Source organism: Vibrio anguillarum, from assembly GCF_001989995.2.
Taxonomy (GTDB): domain Bacteria; phylum Pseudomonadota; class Gammaproteobacteria; order Enterobacterales; family Vibrionaceae; genus Vibrio; species Vibrio anguillarum.
Genome location: NZ_JAHGUP010000029.1, coordinates 40,846 through 59,279, shown reverse-complemented (window position 1 = coordinate 59,279; position 18,434 = coordinate 40,846). Strand labels below are relative to the sequence as shown.

Genomic DNA, 18,434 nt, shown 5'->3' with positions numbered 1-18,434 from the left:
CATCAATCCCTATGTGATCGCGGTCACTGAGATAGTGAGTCAATAGTCAAATTCATTGCTAGGGATCAAAAAGTTTGTAAGTTCACGACGAAAATAATGCACTGCTCAGTAAAAAAAACCGCATATTACACAGTTCAAAGCATCATCATACAAAAATATTGGTAAAAACCATAAAAAATGCCGCTTGGATGAGCAAGCGGCATTTTTGTATAAGATAAGGTTATTCTTTATTTGGCGAAATCAACACCTAGCTGAATATCACCTTTCAGTGTTGTCAGCATTCCATCTAACGCAGCTTGTTCATAGGCACTCAATGCACCATAGCTCAACACTTCTTCGACACCCTCTTTACCGAGTTTAATCGGTTGTGCAAAGAATGAAGCATGCTCACTACCACCGTCAACGTAGGCACATTCCACAACACCTGGTTCACCTTGTAGTGCTTTGACTAATGATAAGCCAAAACGGCAAGCCGCTTGACCCATTGACAGTGTTGCACTGCCGCCACCCGCCTTCGCTTCCACCACTTCGGTGCCTGCGTTTTGAATGCGCTTAGTAAGGGCTTCCACTTCTTCAGCCGTGAACTCAACCCCTTCAATTTGCGAAAGCAAAGGAAGGATAGTGACGCCTGAGTGGCCGCCAATCACAGGCACAATAATCTCGCTAGGGTTTTTATCTTTTAGCGCCGCGACAAACGTTTCTGAGCGGATCACATCCAACGTTGTCACACCAAATAGCTTACGCTTGTCGTAAACGCCTGCTTTTTTCAAGACTTCCGCTGCAATAGGTACTGTTGTATTGACAGGGTTGGTGATAATGCCCACACAGGCTTTCGGACAGACAACCGCAATCTTTTCAGCCAACGCTTTCACAATGCCAGCGTTAACATTAAACAGATCCGCGCGATCCATACCCGGCTTACGAGCGACACCAGCAGACACAAGGACTACATCCGCACCTTCAAGCGCAGGTGTTGGATCTTCGCCAGCATAGCCTTTGATCGATACGGGAGTAGGAATGTGGCTTAGATCGGCAGCAACGCCCGGAGTCACCGGTGCGATGTCATACAGCGCCAGATCGGAACCAGCAGGAAGATGGTTTTTAAGTAGAAGTGCTAGGGCTTGACCGATGCCACCAGCGGCACCAATAACAGCTACTTTCATCGTAGTTCTCCTTGAGAATAAATCTCTTATAAATGTTTTTGTGTAGGGTATTTTTAAGCTAGAAAACTATAGCAATCACAATATGATTACAATCAATTAACGCTAGCTTTGCGACCTCGCGCAATTCGCTAAAATCGTGCTACAGCACCGATGGCAATTATGACCTTGTTTATCTTTACCGACAAAGAGTTAAGTTGCCATTCGACCAAAGTTTTACATAAAAGTTTACAGTGACCTTTTAGACACTTTTGGACGATAATTTGGCGATGACTGCATAGCTATGCGAGAATATGCAGCAATAAATGGCTAATCGAAGACGATAACTATGCGCAACAATAATGATAAGCAAGATAATCTGGTTCGTGCTTTTAAAAATCTATTAAAAGAAGAACGTTTTGGATCTCAAGGTGACATTGTCGATGCCCTGCGTAATGAAGGGTTTGATAATATCAACCAATCCAAAGTATCTCGCATGCTGACTAAATTTGGCGCGGTACGCACTCGCAACGCAAAAATGGAGATGGTCTACTGCCTTCCTGCTGAACTCGGTGTACCAACCGTATCAAGTTCACTGCGTGAATTAGTGCTAGACATAGATCACAATGCCGCGCTGGTAGTGATTCATACCGGGCCAGGGGCGGCGCAGCTTATTGCTCGGTTACTTGATTCTCTGGGCAAATCAGAAGGTATCTTGGGTGTGGTGGCCGGTGACGATACCATTTTTATCACACCGACACTGAACGTAACGACAAAGCAGCTGTTTGATTCAGTCTGTGATCTGTTTGATTACGCAGGGTAATTTGTCACTAAACGCATTTCATCTTACTCTCTAGTAGAATCACACTGAGTCAAGTCGGCGTGATTCTCTTCACATCTTCAGCAATAAGTTGTCACAGCAGGAAGAGGAATAACTCCTTGATAGGCAAGCTATTGCCATATTTTGGCTCTGACAATGACGCTTATTGATAGCCAATTTCGCTACATTTTTTAACATTCCTGTAATTATGTGTCGATTTTTTGGTATTATTTAGCCACTTTTTCAACATACGGATTGAAAAAGATGCCGTTTCTAGATGAGGAAACTCCCCCGATACCCAAACAACTTGAAGTTGCGGGTAGGCGGCAAGTGAGTCAGTCGTCATAAGCATGGATAATTCTGTGATTGGGGTGAACGAACGTAGCCAAGACCACAGCAACTTCAGGTGGGAAGGGTGTAACAACAATTATCTATGGGGTTAATAATGAATAAGGAAGGAAAATTCATGGCATTGAATAAATTGATTAAAGTTGGAATTATTGCAGCAGCGGTCATGGGTACAGGTACGTTAAGCGCACAAGAGTTCATTACGATTGGTACAGGATCCGTCACTGGTGTTTACTACCCGACAGGTGGTGCTATTTGTAAGCTGGTTAATAAAGGGCGTAAAGATCACAACATTCGCTGCTCAGTAGAATCAACAGGCGGATCGATCTACAACGTGAACACGATTCGTGCAGGTGAACTCGATTTCGGTATTGTTCAATCTGACTGGCAGTACCATGGTTATAACGGTACCAGTGAATTTGCCGAGCAAGGCCCGAATAAAAAACTGCGCGCAGTATTTTCCCTTCATACCGAACCTTTTAATATCATTGCCCGCGCCGATTCAGGCATTGAAAACGTGGCTGACTTGAAAGGTAAACGTGTCAACATTGGTAACCCAGGTTCTGGTGACAGGGCAACCATGGCAGTGGTAATGGATGCATTTGGTTGGAGCAATGACAGCTTCAAACTGGCTTCTGAGCTCAAAGGCTCTGAGCGCTCTCAAGCATTGTGTGACAATAAAATAGATGCCTTTATTTATATGGTTGGCCATCCAAATGGTTCCATTAAAGAAGCAACGACCTCATGCGATGCAAAACTCGTCTCTGCTACTGGCCCTGAAATTGAAAAAATTGTTGCCAATAACCCTTACTACGCTTACAGCACGATTCCTGCCGGCATGTATCGTGGAACAGATAAAGATGTAACCAGTTTTGGTGTGGCTGCAACCTTGGTATCAAGCACTGATGTGTCCGATGAAGTCGCATACAATTTGGTCAAAGCAGTATTTGAAGATTTTGATACCTTTAAACGTCTTCACCCTGCCTTTGCTAACTTGAAAAAAGAAGACATGGTGAAAGCGGGGATCTCCATTCCTCTTCATCCTGGCGCAGAAAAATACTACAAAGAAATCGGTCTGCTAAAATAATTTCGCATCGCGAAAACCAACAATAGCGATACCGAATCAAAGGAGGCTGAACGTCTCCTTTGATTGCCCTTTCAGTCACGAGCGATATGCCCTTTATCCCTTGGCGTTATGGTCAGCGATGATGGCCTGTCCTCTTACGTTCACAACGACTCTCTGGGCACATTTGGGTTTTAAATGATTTAACAACCCACCTTTTGTTCTGTTCCGCAATAGCCCACTTCTCATTAGCAGTGAATTAACCCTGTGACCAACCGAGACGTAGGCAGCCAATAATAAGGATAACGTACATGACGAAGACACTTACTCCGTCAACCGATGTGCAGGAAATGGTAGCGCAATCTGATACCGGCGCAAGAAACCCTCACGGCTTGCCGGGGCGCATTTTGTGGTTTGTCCCACTATGTTGGTCACTATTCCAACTTTGGTATGCTTCACCGCTGCCCTTTATTTTTAACTTTGCCATCTTAAACGATACGCAAGCACGAGCCATTCACCTCACATTCGCTGTTTTTCTCGCCTTTACTGCCTACCCTGCGTTAAAGAACTCACCACGCGATCGCATTCCATTGATTGATTGGATTTTGGCATTGGCGGGCAGTTTCTCTGCTGCTTACATATATTTATTTTACAATGAGTTAGCTGGTCGATCCGGTGCGCCAACCTTGATTGATATAGCGGTCTCTGTCACAGGAATGGTGCTATTACTTGAAGCTACCCGCCGAGCGTTAGGACCACCACTGATGTTGGTCGCTGCACTATTCTTGCTCTACACCTTTGGTGGCCCCTACATGCCGGATGTGATCGCTCATAAAGGAGCGAGCCTAAACAAAGCGATGTCTCATTTATGGCTGACCACTGAAGGGGTTTTTGGGGTTGCTCTTGGCGTTTCCACCTCTTTTGTGTTCTTGTTTGTTCTATTTGGTGCAATGCTTGAACGAGCTGGCGCAGGTTCCTATTTTATCAAAGTGGCCTTTTCACTGCTGGGCCACATGCGAGGCGGTCCCGCGAAAGCAGCGGTTGTAGCCTCAGGCTTATCGGGGCTAGTGTCTGGCTCATCGATTGCAAACGTAGTTACCACCGGTACTTTTACCATTCCCTTGATGAAACGTGTCGGCTTTCCCGGAACAAAGGCGGGCGCTGTTGAAGTAGCCGCTTCCACCAATGGCCAATTAACCCCGCCTATCATGGGTGCTGCCGCATTTTTAATGGTGGAATATGTCGGTATTTCCTATGTTGAAGTGATCCGTGCGGCGCTACTGCCAGCGCTTATCTCTTATATTGCCTTAATTTATATTGTCCATTTGGAAGCCTGCAAAGCAGGAATGAAAGGCCTACCTCGCCGTCATACACCGACATGGGTGCAAAGCTTACTTTCATTTACGGGTACTATTTTAGGGCTTTGCGTTCTCAGCGCTGTTGTTTACTACGGCATTGGTTGGACCAAAGAAGTGTTTGGTGACGCCGCTACTCCAATTGTTACGGTCGCGCTTTTACTGACTTATGTCGCTCTGATTAAAATTTCGTCTCGCTACGCCTCAGAAAGTGCAATGGATATGGATATCCAAGAAGTACCCGACCCTGGGCCGACGGTAAAATCAGGGCTTCATTACCTGCTACCTATTGTGGTGCTCGTATGGTGTTTGACGGTCGAGCGCTTCTCGCCTGGATTATCCGCTTTTTGGGCCACGATATTTATGGTCTTCATTTTGATCACTCAGCGGCCAATCATGTCGTTACTCAATAAGAGCAACGATTTGAACACGCAAGTGAAGGCTGGGTTTGTTGATCTTGCCGAAAGCTTGGTTTCGGGCGCGCGGAATATGATTGGCATTGGTGTGGCAACCGCTGCCGCAGGAACCGTCGTTGGTGTCGTCACCTTGACTGGCATTGGCTTAGTGATGACCGATTTTGTTGAGTTTATATCCGGTGGCAGCGTCATACTGATGCTGATTTTTACCGCCGTGATCAGCTTCATTCTTGGTATGGGCTTACCGACCACCGCCAACTACATCGTCGTATCAACCTTAATGGCTCCCGTCATTGTAACACTGGGAGCCGCTCATGGTCTTATCATCCCATTGATTGCCGTACACTTATTTGTGTTCTATTTCGGCATTTTGGCAGATGACACCCCACCAGTTGGCTTGGCGGCATTTGCCGCAGCCGCTATCGCTAAATCAGACCCTATTCGTACAGGTATTCAAGGGTTTGCTTACGATATTCGTACCGCCATTTTGCCCTTTATGTTCGTATTCAACACTCAACTACTGCTAATGGGAATTGATACATGGTGGCACTTAGCGTTAACCATTTTCTCGGCAATTACCGCAATGCTGCTGTTTTCTGCTGCGACTCAAGGTTGGTGGCTAACTCGCAATAAGTGGTGGGAAACCGTCTTGTTGTTGGTGCTGACGTTCTCGTTCTTCCGACCCGGTTTTTGGTGGGACATGATTTATCCTGCGACCGAACTGCACCCAGGCACAGAGATAGCGCAAATTGTAGAAAACCTCGATGTGGGTCAATCGATAGAGCTTATCGTCGCTGGTGAAACCATTGAAGGTGATTACTTATCAAAAACAGTACTACTCCCTTTTGATGATCAAGCGTCAACGGCAGAACAGCGTATTCAATCAATGGGGCTAACCCTGAAAGAAACCAGTAATCGTATGCTGGTGGATATGATTGAGTTTGGCAGTCCAGCTGAAGCTGCAGGCATAGATTTTGATTGGGAAATCCGCTCAGTTGTGTTGGAAAGCCAACGGCCAATGAAAGAGTGGGTTTTCTTACCTGCATTATTATTAGTGCTGACGCTAGCTTGGAATCAAAAACGCCGTATGAGAACACAAGAAATACGCGCTTAATCAATATGCCTAGCACGAGCTAGGCATATACTTTACGGAAACAAGGTGCTCTAAAGCACCCTATCGTAGATGAGATAATCCATAATGTATAAACACATCCTTGTTCCAGTGGACCTTAATGAAAAAGGCTTTTCTGACAAAGCCGTTGAACTTGCTGTTTGGCACGCGACACATTCCAATGCTGAAATTCATCTTTTAAATGTATTACCTGGTATCCACATGTCGATGGTCGCCACATACTTCCCGAAAGATGCCGCGGCGAAAATGAAAGAAGACGTCAAGCAACAGCTAAAACAGTTTGCTGATCAACATATCGCTGACGAAATAATCTACAAACTGCATGTAGCGGAAGGTAAAGCCTACACCACCATTTTAGATTACGCAGAAAAGCTCGGAGCTGATTTGATTATCATGCCAAGCCATAAACGATCGAAGATCGATAAAGTGATGCTGGGATCGGTGGCCAGTAAAGTAGTGCAAAACTCGCCAATCAATGTACTGGTTGTCAAACCGCAAGGATAGAAACCCTGCATCGTCATAAAAAAGCGCATGAGGCGCTTTTTTTTATGCCAACGACAAGCGCCTCAGTTAGGAATTGGCTATCAAACTAATAGGCTCAATTATCTTTACTTGTTGAGAATAATTATCAATAATGTTTACATCAACCCGATAACCGTTTAGGTGAACATTATGAAAAAAACGCTTAGCTTTGCCGCGATCCATTTCAGTATTGCGTTTACCGTCGTTTATCTACTTACGGGCGACATTATTCTTGGTAGTCTGATTGCCATGCTTGAGCCGATGGTCAATACCGTTGCTTTTTACTTTCACGAAAAAGTATGGGCGCACTACGCCCCACTGCGCCGCTACTCACAATCGGCCAAAATTAAAACAGGTAGCTTTGCTGTAGTGCACTTCAGTGTTGCATTTAGCGTGGCATATATCATGACCGGAAGTTTTGTCATTGGTGGTGTTTTAGCCATGATCGAACCGAGCATTAATACGTGTGCTTACTACTTCTACGAGAAGTTCTGGCAAAAGAGGCATCCGCAAGAATGGTCACCAATGAAATGCTCTCATTAACTGTACGTTGATCAGATAGGAAAATGGGTAACACAGAGATCTTCGCTTAACGCGATATGGAAGGATTGCTGCTGACCATCAAGTTGCACCGATAAGGTATACAAATCATTCGGGTTAAGCTGTGTAAGATCTGCGTACTTCGGCGCTTCCACTTGAAATAAAGCACTGGCGTGCTGATGGCGCACATCAATAGGTAACTGATAGCTCATACCATTAAATTTCACCACCGCGGAAACTAATCCTGGTGCATAGGTTTGATAATGTAAGTGAACCAAAAACTCACAGCCACCACCATAGTGCCAGATTTGTTCAGTGGTAACATGCTCCAAACGAACATGACGAATACATTGCAGATAAGGCTCTTGCCAAATACCCATTCGCTCATCGTATTTCTTCACCGAGTGGTGTCCCAATGGGCATAATTGCGGTAAATCTTGATCCTCCAGCAACCACTCTTCTTCTTGCTCAACAAACAAAATTTCGAATCGATTGCGGCCGAGTTGCAGCAAAGGCCGAATGTCTTTTTTATACACCGCTTGACTGCCATCACAATCAAATAGTGCCACACCGTTTAAACGTATTTCCGCATAAAAATCGATCCCCTCAAGCACAAGATCAATTGCAGCAAAACCAAGCATCACTTCATCCACCTCAACATCATGCATCAAATGCCACTCTTGCTCGGCAATGTGTGCTTCTGTCATATCGTGAGGTAATACTTGGCTAAGAGGCGCAGGAAAACAAAGATCATCTTGCGGGATCGATAAATCAGTCAACGGTGAAAGCTGCCAAAAGCCAGCAAGAGAAATTCGCATAATAAACTTGAGCTAGATCAATGTTGAGCGATTATATACAAAATAAATAAAGATGTGCTGACAAAAATAATGATTCGTCACTAAAGTACTCTGTTAGCTTTGCATAGCGAAAAAAATACCAGCCAAAGGGCTGGTATCTCACATTAAGGTAAATAACGCCTAATCACTCTTGGTCGTCTTCATCTTCTTCATCGTCGTATAGAGCATCTTCGCCTTCGTAGTAAGTGCCCCAGCCGTCGTAAATAATGTCATATTTTTCAGCAAGTTGAATAAGCTTCTCTGCCTGTTCATCGATCGCTTCGGCCTTCAGTACCGATTGCATAGTCGCGTCACAGCACAATAGCTTATTGCCGTCTTCATCTTCTGTTTCTTCTGCTTCAAGCACTTCAAAGCCCATTTTAAAGGCTTCAACAACCGCTTTTTCTAGCGTGTCAAAATCTTCAGCAAATAGGTGGTGCTCTATCTCATATAACGCATCTGGATCACTGCCATCTTCGAGCAGGGCTTGAATGATGTCGCGAGTATCTTCTTTTTGAATTTCGATTAACTCTTCAACGGATACGTAGTCATCTTGCTGAGGTTGAGACATAAGGTGCTCCAGATTTGGCTAAATGTAGACTATACTCCATCAACTTGGCGTTGCAGATAGGCGGCAATTAAGTTCATTCCCATGAACATAGATAAACTATGTGACTGGGGTGAGCAAACGTAACCAGCACCGCTGCAACTTCACGTCGGAAGGGTATAAATGAATTTCGACGAAATATGGCATGGTTCGCCTAAAATTGCCACCAACAACGTACCGCGATCTTTATCTTTCTAAAGGATCACTGCTCAATCAAGTACAGATCAAATAAAAAACACTTTAATTTAACAATTTATTTTCATTTTGCTAATTCAGTAGATTATCTGCCTGATGATTTGCTCTTTCACCGCATTAAACTGCCTGTTTATCAAACATTCATGCATAGCAAAAAAGGTCGCTTTGGTTAAACCTGCCCGCATTATGCACTTTTTATGTAAATAAGCGCATAGAAAATCACTTATTCTTCATGCTTAATTCACCCTCCTCTGAGCCAAAAACGCATAACAAAGCACTTTGTCGTTATTAGGCTTATTTGGCTGGTTTTGGAGTTATTTTTTAATAAGTGCACACTTTAAAGCATACACAACTATAAGTTCACAAAATAACAGCTAATATCACCACTAAGTAGACTTGCATCGTTCGCTTAAGCTTGTCATAAAGAACATGAGAAATAGAAGAGTAGGGATACAAAATGAATAAGCTGTACGTTGGATCTGAAGTTGGGCAACTGCGCCGAGTATTACTCAATCGGCCAGAGCGTGCCTTAACTCATCTCACACCGTCAAACTGTCATGAACTGTTATTTGATGATGTGCTTGCCGTAGAAGATGCAGGAAAAGAGCATGATGCCTTTGCCAACACATTGAAGGACCAAGATGTTGAAGTGCTGTTGTTGCATGATCTCTTAGTCGAAACCTTAGCCGTTGCCGATGCCAAAGCGTGGTTGCTCGATACGCAAATTTCTGATTTTCGCTATGGTCCCACTTTGGCGCGCGATCTGCGCTGCTATTTAGCTGATATGGATAACGAACATCTCGCCACTCTGCTACTCGGTGGTCTTGCTTATTCCGAACTGCCCATCCACTCCTCTTCGATGCTACCTAAAATGCATCGTCCGTTAGATTTTGTGATTGAGCCGTTGCCCAATCATCTCTTTACCCGCGATACCTCTTGCTGGGTGTATGGCGGCGTATCGCTTAATCCGATGATGAAACCAGCACGCCAACGTGAAACCAACCATTTACGCGCCATTTATCGTTGGCATCCTGTATTTGCAGGAGAGAGTTTTATCAAGTATTTCGGTGATGAAGATCTGCACTACGATAATGCCAATATTGAAGGGGGCGACGTACTGGTGATCGGTAAAGGTGCGGTGTTGATTGGTATTTCCGAACGCACAACTGTGCAAGGGGTAGAAAATTTTGCTGCGAGTTTATTTAAACATGGGCAGGCCAAAGAGGTGATTGCCGTTAACTTGCCTAAACACCGCTCTTGTATGCATTTAGATACGGTGATGACACATATGGATGTCGACACCTTTTCTGTTTACCCCGAAATTATGCGTCATGATTTAGAAACATGGCGTTTAACGCCAAAAGGCAATGGCGGGATGAACGTCGATTCAATGCCAAGTTATGTTAATGCGATTGAACGCGCGTTAGGTTTGGACAAACTCAAAATCATCACCACTGGTGGTGATAGCTATGAGGCTGAACGTGAGCAATGGAATGACGCCAACAACGTGTTAACGGTTAAACCCGGAGTTGTGATTGGCTACGAGCGCAATGTCTACACTAACGAGAAATACGATAAGGCAGGCATCAAAGTATTAACCATCCCCGGCAATGAACTCGGCCGAGGCCGAGGCGGCGCGCGCTGCATGAGTTGCCCGATCGAGCGAGATGATATTTAACCTTTTCAATTCAACGCAGTGAATAAAAGAGATAAAAAAGCGGCGCATCAAAACGCCGCTTTTTATTTGCTTACGCTGCGCGATACAAACCACGTCAGCTCTGAGCGAGTAACAACGTTATTCGGTGCCACCAACAGTGAGCGAATCTAGCTTAAGCGTAGGTTGCCCTACTCCAACAGGCACACTTTGTCCTGCTTTACCGCACACTCCAACGCCGCGATCAAGGCTCAAATCGTTACCCACCATCGAGACTTGTTGCATTGCCTCAATGCCAGAACCGATCAAGGTTGCACCTTTGATTGGATAAGTAATTTTGCCGTTTTCAATCATATAGGCTTCAGAGGCAGAGAACACAAATTTACCCGAGGTGATATCCACTTGGCCACCGCCAAAGTTGGGCGCATAAACGCCTTTCTTCACTGTTGAAATGATCTCTTCTGGCGTATGTTCACCCGGCAACATGTAAGTGTTGGTCATGCGCGGCATCGGTAAATGTGCGTACGATTCACGACGCCCATTACCCGTAGGGTTCACCCCCATCAAACGTGCGTTGAGTTTGTCTTGTATGTAGCCTTTCAACACGCCATTTTCAATTAAGGTGTTGTATTGACCATTGACACCTTCATCGTCGACATTGAGCGAGCCACGCAGATCTTTCAGTGTGCCATCGTCAACAATCGTACAAAGCGTTGAGGTTACTTTCTGGCCAATTTTACCGGAGAAAACAGAAGATCCTTTGCGGTTAAAATCACCTTCTAAGCCATGCCCTACCGCTTCGTGAAGCAAGACGCCCGGCCAACCAGAACCGAGCACAACAGGCATCGCGCCAGCGGGAGCTGCGACAGCTTCAAGGTTGACTAAGGCTTGTCGGATAGCTTCATCGGCAAACTGAAACGCAACTTTACGGCCATCTTGTTCGGTGAGGAAAAAGTCATAACCAAAACGACCACCACCGCCAGAGCTGCCTCGCTCGCGGCGATCACCTTTTTGTGCTAACACGCTGATCGACAAACGGACCAACGGGCGGATATCGCCTGCGTAAGTCCCATCGGTTGCAGCAACTAACATCTGTTCATGCACACCACTTAAGCTCACCGAGACTTCTTGGATCAACGGCTCTTTGGTACGAATGTAAGCATCCAGCTCTTGCAGTAATTCTGTTTTTTGCTTTTTTTCCCAACTGGCTAGTGGATTATCCGCCGCATAATAGGCTTGATTATCGCTACGTTTAAAGGCTTGAACACAACCACTTTTACCTTGCTGCGCAATGCCTCGTGCGGCTATTGCACTCTGTTTCAAACCTTCTAATTGGATTTGATCTGAATAAGCAAAACCCGTTTTTTCACCAGTGATGGCGCGCACACCAACACCGCAATCGATATTAAATGAGCCGTCTTTAATAATGCTGTCTTCGAGCACTAAAGATTCATGCCAGCTCGACTGAAAATAGATATCGGCATAATCAATTTGACGAGTGGCAATTGTCGCTAGTGTATCCGCAATATCTTGCTCGGTTAATCCTGCAGGTTTTAATAGTGCATCTTCAATGCGGTTAATACTCATAGTGTGCTCTTATTATCTATAAACTGATTGGTGAATCGGGTGTGTGCAGCAATGGGCATTTTTTGTCGAACTTGCTCAACGTAAGCCAAGTCAATATCGGCGACTAAATTCCCCACTTGCTGGTTTAAGCTTGCAATAACCTCACCCCACGGGCTGATGACCATCGAATGACCCCATGTCTCGCGCCCACATGGATGAAGCCCAGTTTGCCCAACCGCAACAACCCAACACTGATTCTCTATCGCTCGGGCTCTTAACAAGACTTCCCAATGTGCCTTTCCGGTCACCGCCGTAAAGGCCGCAGGAACCACTAATATCTGAGCACCCTGCACTCTTAATTGGGAATAGAGGTGCGGAAAGCGCACATCATAGCAGATGGAAAGGCCAATTTGACCAAATGGCGTCGACGCAACACTCAGCTTTGTGCCGCAGGTAAAAGTTTCCGATTCTCGATAGCGCTGGTGGCCGTCAGCGACATCGACATCAAACATGTGTAGCTTGTCGTAGTGCGCGACAAGATCGCCACTGGCGTCAAACAGCAAGGAGGTGGTCGTTACCCCGACCTCACGACGGATAGGCATGCTGCCCACCAACAGCCACACCCGATGAAAGCGAGCCATAGCAGCCAATTGGCTCTGAAAAGGACCTTGTCCCAATGGCTCGGCATGTTGGTGGTACTGTTGCCGCGTACCAAACACCAGTGCATTTTCCGGCGTGACAATCCACTTCGCACCTTGCGCCACAAGTAGTGACACTTGCTGTTCGATATAAGCCAAATTCTGCGCAGGTTCAGAGCTTGACGTCATTTGAATAAGTCCAACGCGATCCATGCTTTCTTCCTTATTTTTCAGTCAGCTTTCTCAGTTTTTCTGGCAATTTAAACTCGCCTCGACTACGCGAAAGCTCTTTAACAACCGGTGAATTAATTGGTCCTTTAACCTCATAATTGACTTGGGTAAAGACCTCAACCACAGGTGCAATCACGGTCGTAATAGCTAGGACATACAGCGCTGTTTGCGGCGTCACCGCAAAAGCCGTCAAGACGGGAATTCCTGATGTGATGTCTGGTACAAAATTCACCTCAGCATCAACAGTACGGCTATTGAGATCCGCTAAGCCTTTAATGGTCATTTCACCGGCAACAGCATCCATTTTGATGTTGTTGGTAACAAAAATCCCTTGCGAAATTTCACCACTGCCTGTAATTGAGTTAAAGGCCATTCCTTTATCAAACACGTCACTAAAATCGAGCTGCATTTTACGGATAATGGAATCTAAACTGAATAATCCGAGTAAACGAGCGGCACCGCTGACATCAGAAACTACCCCTTTACCCATAGTAGTCTCTATCTTGCCTTCTAAGCTGTCGATCTTCATTGACCAAGGCGCGCCATCCCATTCGGTTTGACTCGACATTTCAAATGGCGCTCTTTGGATACCGGAGCTGATGCCAAAGCGCTCCATCAAATCGCTATTATTGTCACCTTTCATGGTGAGATTCAGTTGGGTATGGCTACGCTCATCACCTTGTGCGTCTTTATTCAACGTCCAAGCACCACTGATATTGACTTGGTTTGAACCACTACTGATATCAATCTTCTTCCATTGCAAAGTATCACCTTGCCGTTGGAAGTCCATATTCATCTTGCCTACCTTGTAACCCTGCAACCAAAGATCATCAATGGCCAAAGTTAAGTTTGGCACCAATCGATGAAACTGTCGGTCAAAATCAGTAATAAGCGGCTCAGACTGGCGATCTTGATCAACCAACAGTGATTTTTTGGAGCTGTCCTCCAGCTCAGGAATGTAAACGTGCAAACGTTCAAGCGAGACGGACAAATCATAAGGTTCAATATAACTCGCTTGGCCTTTTGCTTCTTGGCTCTCGAGCTGTGCGTACCAACCGAGATTTTTACGTCTGGCATTAAAATCAACATCGTGCCACTCAATGCCCGCTAGTAGAAGTGCTTTGACGTTGATGTCCACTCTCTCTGGTGGTGGGATCTCGGGAGTATTCATCTCCGCTAGAGCTGATTTTTTCTTCGGCTGAGGCTCATTGGCCAAACTCAACCATTCATCCAAATTAAAGGTATCGCTGCGGATCTGCGCATGGTGGCCAACCACTGGGCTGATTTTGAAATTGCCGCTCCCTACTATGAGATTGGTGGCCGTCAGGCGTGGTTTTTTCGATGTGATATCGATTTCAGCTTGGTATTTCGCTTGTGGTAATTGTAGGCGGGCGGTGATCGACTCTTGGTTACCCGATGCTTGCAAGTGAGCTTTGCCTGCCACGTTGAAGGCTTTTTTTAGCGGGTAAGGGTAATCACTTTCTACCATTTTTAAATCGGCTAAGGTGTCGATTTGATAAGTGAAACCGACATCATTGAGCTGAATATCAACGCCCATTTGCCAAGGAGCATGCCCTTTTAAACGGTTTAGCCAGCGCTCACCGACAAAAGGCGTCAGGGGTTTAATATCCCAGTCTCCCACCACATCAATATTCACCGCGTAACCTTGGCTGGCATTTTCACCTTTAAAATCAATCGCGATCGGTTGAGTCAGCAGATCAGCCGACAAACCGGCTGCCGTCACAACGTCATTATCAAATTCAATTTTGCCAGAGACACCCTCAAGCACCATTGGCGGTGCATCAATTTCCACGTGGTTATTATTTAAATTCGCCCAACCCCATGCTCGGGGTTCCTGTTCACTATCAAAAGGGATACGAAGCTGAAATTCAGATTGCACTTCGCCACTGACTTGGATCGCCGTTAACGCCGCTCCCACCGAATCCACTAAAGGCGTTGAGGTCATATAGTCGCGTACGGCATTGCCTTGGGCTGTTGCACTGGCTTCGATTTCGATGTGTCCACCTTCGGCTAGCTCAGGTATTCGCCCTGTGATCCGCTGGGCAGTGACATCCATTAAGGTCGCAGAGTGTGAATCAAGGTACATCGCATCGTTTTCAAACAGCAGATCGAGTTGCAAATTGGTGATCGGCGGCCACGCCGTATCAAAACTAAATTTCGCCTCTTTTAAACCAACCCAAGCTTGGAATACGCCATTGTTTTGTTGGTAGGGAAAATCGCCAAGTTCACCATACCAAAGCAGTTTAGCAGTGTTGGCTTTACCACCTTGAATCGCAGTAGAGAGATAGTCTGTTAACTTGCGCCCCAATGCTAAGGTGGGCAAATAACGCCAAGTTTCACCTGCATTGTATAAGTCCGCTTCCGCATAAAATGAAAGTAAAGGGCTGCGTTTTTCAGGAAAATCGAGACGAAATGATCCAAGCACTTGTAAGTCTGGCGTCGCCGCAGTCACTTTACTGGCCCACAATGACCAGCCATCGGCTTGCTTTTGCCACACAACATCAGCTTCACCTTGACGAATATTCAATGGTGCTTGGAAAACATCACCATAAGGTAACACGTCATCAATCAGCGTCACTTTGGCGCGGGCACTCTCCATGCTACCTGCAATGGAAGCTTTGAGATGGTGTACTTGTGGCAATAACTGCCATTGCGCCATGGCGCCATCACTGAGTTCGGCAGAATAACGAAGCGATTGCAGGCTATCTCCTTTGCTGAGCCGAATATCTTCTAAGGTGCCCCCCAAATCCAATTGCTGCAAAAGCTCGTTCGTTTTGCTGGAATCGGGCATCATTTTCACAAAGGGAAGCAAAGTTTTTATGTCTAACTGCGACAAGTTCAAACGCCATTGCGTCGGTTGCCATTCAAACGCGGCATCAAGTTTAGGCCACACTTCGTCATCCGTGCGCAACTGAAGTGAGTAAGCGTTAACTTGCCATCCTTGTTCAATAGGTAACAGTTTGATGATTCCCGACTCTAACAACAGTTCATGCTGACGCTCTTCACCCCAAACCAGTTCCGAGGGCTTAAGTTCGACATAGCCATCTTTGGGTTGGTTATGTTCTAAGGTCAGCCAGGCATTAAAACTCACCTGTCCTTTCTTAATGCCGGTTTCGTCTTTGAGATAACGAGTCAACCACGGGTTTATTTTGATATTGTCAGCGCTAACATAGAAGCGACCTGAAATATCGCGTAGTGAACCATGATCTTCAAAGTTAGCACTCACTAACAGAGAGTTAATACTGGTATCAGCGATACTCACCACGCCTTCAGCTTTATGTTGCTGAGCGTTATTTTTCCACCGAAGACGTTCAATATCTAACTGGCGAATCTCCCCCGCGACAGATTGATAGAAAACCGTCGAGTCGAGTAGCGCAAAATCATCCAATTGCCGCAGCAGTAGGTTGTCTAAACGTTGAATGACATTGCCTTGTGTGCGGCTCTGTTGGTTATCTTCAGCCTGTAGCTCAAGCCAGTTTACCGAGCGAATATCCAATTTGAGTTGATGAATACTGAGATCCGCGACCACAGGTTGCATTTGCATTATTGACTGAATGAGGTCAAATTCAACATCGATTTGCTGCGCAGAAAAGTGAATTTGCGATCCATCAGGTAACTTTGCTTTTAGCCCCTTAAGTGCAATTGACGGGTGAGTATTACGCCAAAAACCAGTGACCTCACTTAATTCAAATTCAAAACCTGAATTTTGGTTGATCAACGTTTGTATTTCGCCTTGGAAACGATTCATTTGTGGCAAAAACACACGCAAGGTGGTGACAGCAACAGCCAGCACCACTAGCACGCAAACGATAAACCACAATACTATTCGCCAAAGGCGCGTAAAAGTTGAGATCACAAAAGCCCTACTACATCATCACAACGTCAAATTGTTCTTGAATATAAAGTGGCTCCGCTTGGATGCGCACTTCTTTTCCAATAAACACTTCCAACTCAGCAAGAGCATGAGACTCATCACCTTGCAAGGTTTCTGCCACCGCAGGGGATGCGTAAACCACAAATTTATCCGCATCGTAAGCGCGGTTGACACGCGTGATTTCACGTAAGATTTCGAAACAGACGGTTTCAACGGTTTTCACACTGCCGCGGCCTTCACAGGTTGGACAACTTGAACATAACACGTGTTCAATACTTTCACGGGTGCGCTTACGCGTCATCTCCACCAAGCCTAACTGCGTAAAACCATTAATATTCGTTTTGACGCGATCTTTAACCAGGGCGGCATCTAAGGAGTTGAGCACTCGCTTACGGTGCTCTTCAGACATCATATCGATAAAATCAATAATGATGATGCCCCCTAAGTTGCGCAAACGTAACTGACGGGCAATCGCTTGAGTCGCTTCAACATTGGTATTAAAAATGGTTTCTTCGAGGTTACGACGGCCAACAAACGCGCCAGTATTGATATCAATCGTGGTCATTGCTTCGGTTTGGTCGATGATAAGGTATCCACCAGACTTGAGCTCCACTTTACGCTCGAGAGAACGCTGAACCTCGTTTTCGGTGTCGTACATATCAAAAATAGGCTTGTCACCTTCATACAGTTCAAGCTTATCGGTTAACTCAGGCACAAACTCTGAGGTGAACTCTTTGAGGTTCTCAAATTCAAGGCGCGAATCGACTAAGATCCGCGTCAAATCGGTGCCGACAAAATCTCGTAAAATACGCTGAGCTAAACCCAATTCGCCATACAGTGTCGAGCGTGTTTTGTATTTAACTCGACGCTCCAACACTTTCAGCCATAGCCGTTTAAGAAAGGCGGCATCTTGTGAAAGCTCTTTCTCATCAGCTCCTTCAGCGGCGGTACGAATAATGAACCCACCGTGCTCATCACAATAATGAGACACGACTTTTTTGAGACGATCACGCTCTGATTCACTTTCAATGCGTTGTGAGACACCAACATGACTTGCGCCGGGCATAAAAACGAGATAGCGCGAAGGTAGGGTAATATCTGTCGTTAAACGGGCGCCTTTAGTGCCTAATGGATCTTTGACCACTTGCACCACGATATCTTGGCCTTGACGAACTAGCTCTGAAATATCACGAACTTGAAACTGCTGTTTTTCGTTCTCAGCCACACATTCAGTATGAGGAACAATGTCAGAAGCGTGAAGAAAAGCGGCCTTGTCTAAACCAATATCGACAAAGGCGGCCTGCATTCCGGGAAGAACTCGGCTGACTTTTCCTTTGTAAATATTGCCCACAATGCCGCGTTTCGCTTCTCGCTCAATGTGGACCTCTTGAAGAACTCCGCCTTCAATCATCGCCACTCGAGTTTCACTCGGGGTGACGTTTAGTAGCAACTCTGCACTCATGAGTACACCTCAATG

At 45.6% G+C, this 18,434-nt stretch carries 13 protein-coding genes; 6 read left to right on the top strand and 7 right to left on the bottom strand.

What is annotated here, in order from left to right; translation table 11 throughout:
- Positions 1 to 227: 227 nt before the first annotated feature.
- Positions 228 to 1,163, bottom strand: coding sequence for a malate dehydrogenase (gene mdh, locus PL85_RS08740; protein WP_017043806.1), 936 nt, complete (start codon positions 1,161 to 1,163; stop codon positions 228 to 230).
- A 325-nt stretch (positions 1,164 to 1,488) separates the two neighbouring features.
- Here mdh and argR point away from each other — a divergent pair, with 325 nt between their 5' ends.
- The 5 genes from argR to PL85_RS08715 all read left to right on the top strand — a co-directional run bounded on the left by argR (position 1,489) and on the right by PL85_RS08715 (position 7,338).
- Positions 1,489 to 1,962 (top strand): transcriptional regulator ArgR, encoded by a 474-nt coding sequence (gene argR / locus PL85_RS08735; protein WP_013857844.1) that lies wholly within the window; start codon positions 1,489 to 1,491, stop codon positions 1,960 to 1,962.
- Between the two features lie 463 nt (positions 1,963 to 2,425).
- Positions 2,426 to 3,394 carry a TAXI family TRAP transporter solute-binding subunit gene (locus PL85_RS08730; protein WP_115339477.1) on the top strand — a complete coding sequence of 323 codons (969 nt, stop codon included), beginning with the start codon at positions 2,426 to 2,428 and terminating at the stop codon, positions 3,392 to 3,394.
- Between the two features lie 287 nt (positions 3,395 to 3,681).
- Positions 3,682 to 6,255 carry a TRAP transporter permease gene (locus PL85_RS08725; RefSeq protein ID WP_115339476.1) on the top strand — a complete coding sequence of 858 codons (2,574 nt, stop codon included), beginning with the start codon at positions 3,682 to 3,684 and terminating at the stop codon, positions 6,253 to 6,255.
- 84 nt (positions 6,256 to 6,339) lie between these two features.
- The gene (locus PL85_RS08720; protein ID WP_013857847.1) at positions 6,340 to 6,777 is read left to right on the top strand and encodes a universal stress protein; all 438 of its coding nucleotides are present in this window, start codon (positions 6,340 to 6,342) and stop codon (positions 6,775 to 6,777) included.
- A gap of 168 nt (positions 6,778 to 6,945) precedes the next feature.
- Positions 6,946 to 7,338, top strand: a complete 393-nt coding sequence (locus PL85_RS08715; RefSeq protein ID WP_064624308.1) for a DUF2061 domain-containing protein — start codon at positions 6,946 to 6,948, stop codon at positions 7,336 to 7,338.
- A gap of 11 nt (positions 7,339 to 7,349) precedes the next feature.
- Here PL85_RS08715 and PL85_RS08710 read toward each other — a convergent pair whose 3' ends face one another.
- Both PL85_RS08710 and rraB read right to left on the bottom strand, forming a co-directional pair.
- Positions 7,350 to 8,153, bottom strand: a complete 804-nt coding sequence (locus PL85_RS08710; RefSeq protein ID WP_064624306.1) for a glycosyl hydrolase 2 galactose-binding domain-containing protein — start codon at positions 8,151 to 8,153, stop codon at positions 7,350 to 7,352.
- A gap of 163 nt (positions 8,154 to 8,316) precedes the next feature.
- Entirely contained in the window at positions 8,317 to 8,742 is a 426-nt protein-coding gene (gene rraB / locus PL85_RS08705) for a ribonuclease E inhibitor RraB (protein WP_017046663.1), read from the bottom strand.
- A gap of 688 nt (positions 8,743 to 9,430) precedes the next feature.
- Here rraB and arcA point away from each other — a divergent pair.
- Entirely contained in the window at positions 9,431 to 10,651 is a 1,221-nt protein-coding gene (arcA, locus tag PL85_RS08700) for an arginine deiminase (protein WP_094133408.1), read from the top strand.
- Positions 10,652 to 10,768: 117 nt separating this feature from the next.
- On the opposite strand, the gene tldD is transcribed toward arcA, so the two are convergent.
- The 4 genes from tldD to rng are packed head-to-tail and all read right to left on the bottom strand — an operon-like array spanning position 10,769 to position 18,419.
- Positions 10,769 to 12,214: a metalloprotease TldD gene (gene tldD, locus PL85_RS08695; RefSeq protein WP_013857867.1), complete on the bottom strand. Its 1,446-nt coding sequence runs from the start codon at positions 12,212 to 12,214 to the stop codon at positions 10,769 to 10,771.
- Positions 12,211 to 13,044, bottom strand: a complete 834-nt coding sequence (locus PL85_RS08690) for a carbon-nitrogen hydrolase family protein (RefSeq protein ID WP_019282023.1) — start codon at positions 13,042 to 13,044, stop codon at positions 12,211 to 12,213. The genes tldD and PL85_RS08690 overlap by 4 nt, the downstream gene beginning before the upstream one ends.
- A gap of 10 nt (positions 13,045 to 13,054) precedes the next feature.
- Complete coding sequence (locus tag PL85_RS08685) at positions 13,055 to 16,939, bottom strand: YhdP family protein (protein ID WP_115339475.1); 3,885 nt, start codon at positions 16,937 to 16,939, stop codon at positions 13,055 to 13,057.
- A 10-nt stretch (positions 16,940 to 16,949) separates the two neighbouring features.
- A complete protein-coding gene (gene rng, locus PL85_RS08680; protein WP_019281135.1) occupies positions 16,950 to 18,419 on the bottom strand; it encodes a ribonuclease G in 1,470 nt (489 codons plus the stop codon).
- Positions 18,420 to 18,434: the final 15 nt, after the last annotated feature.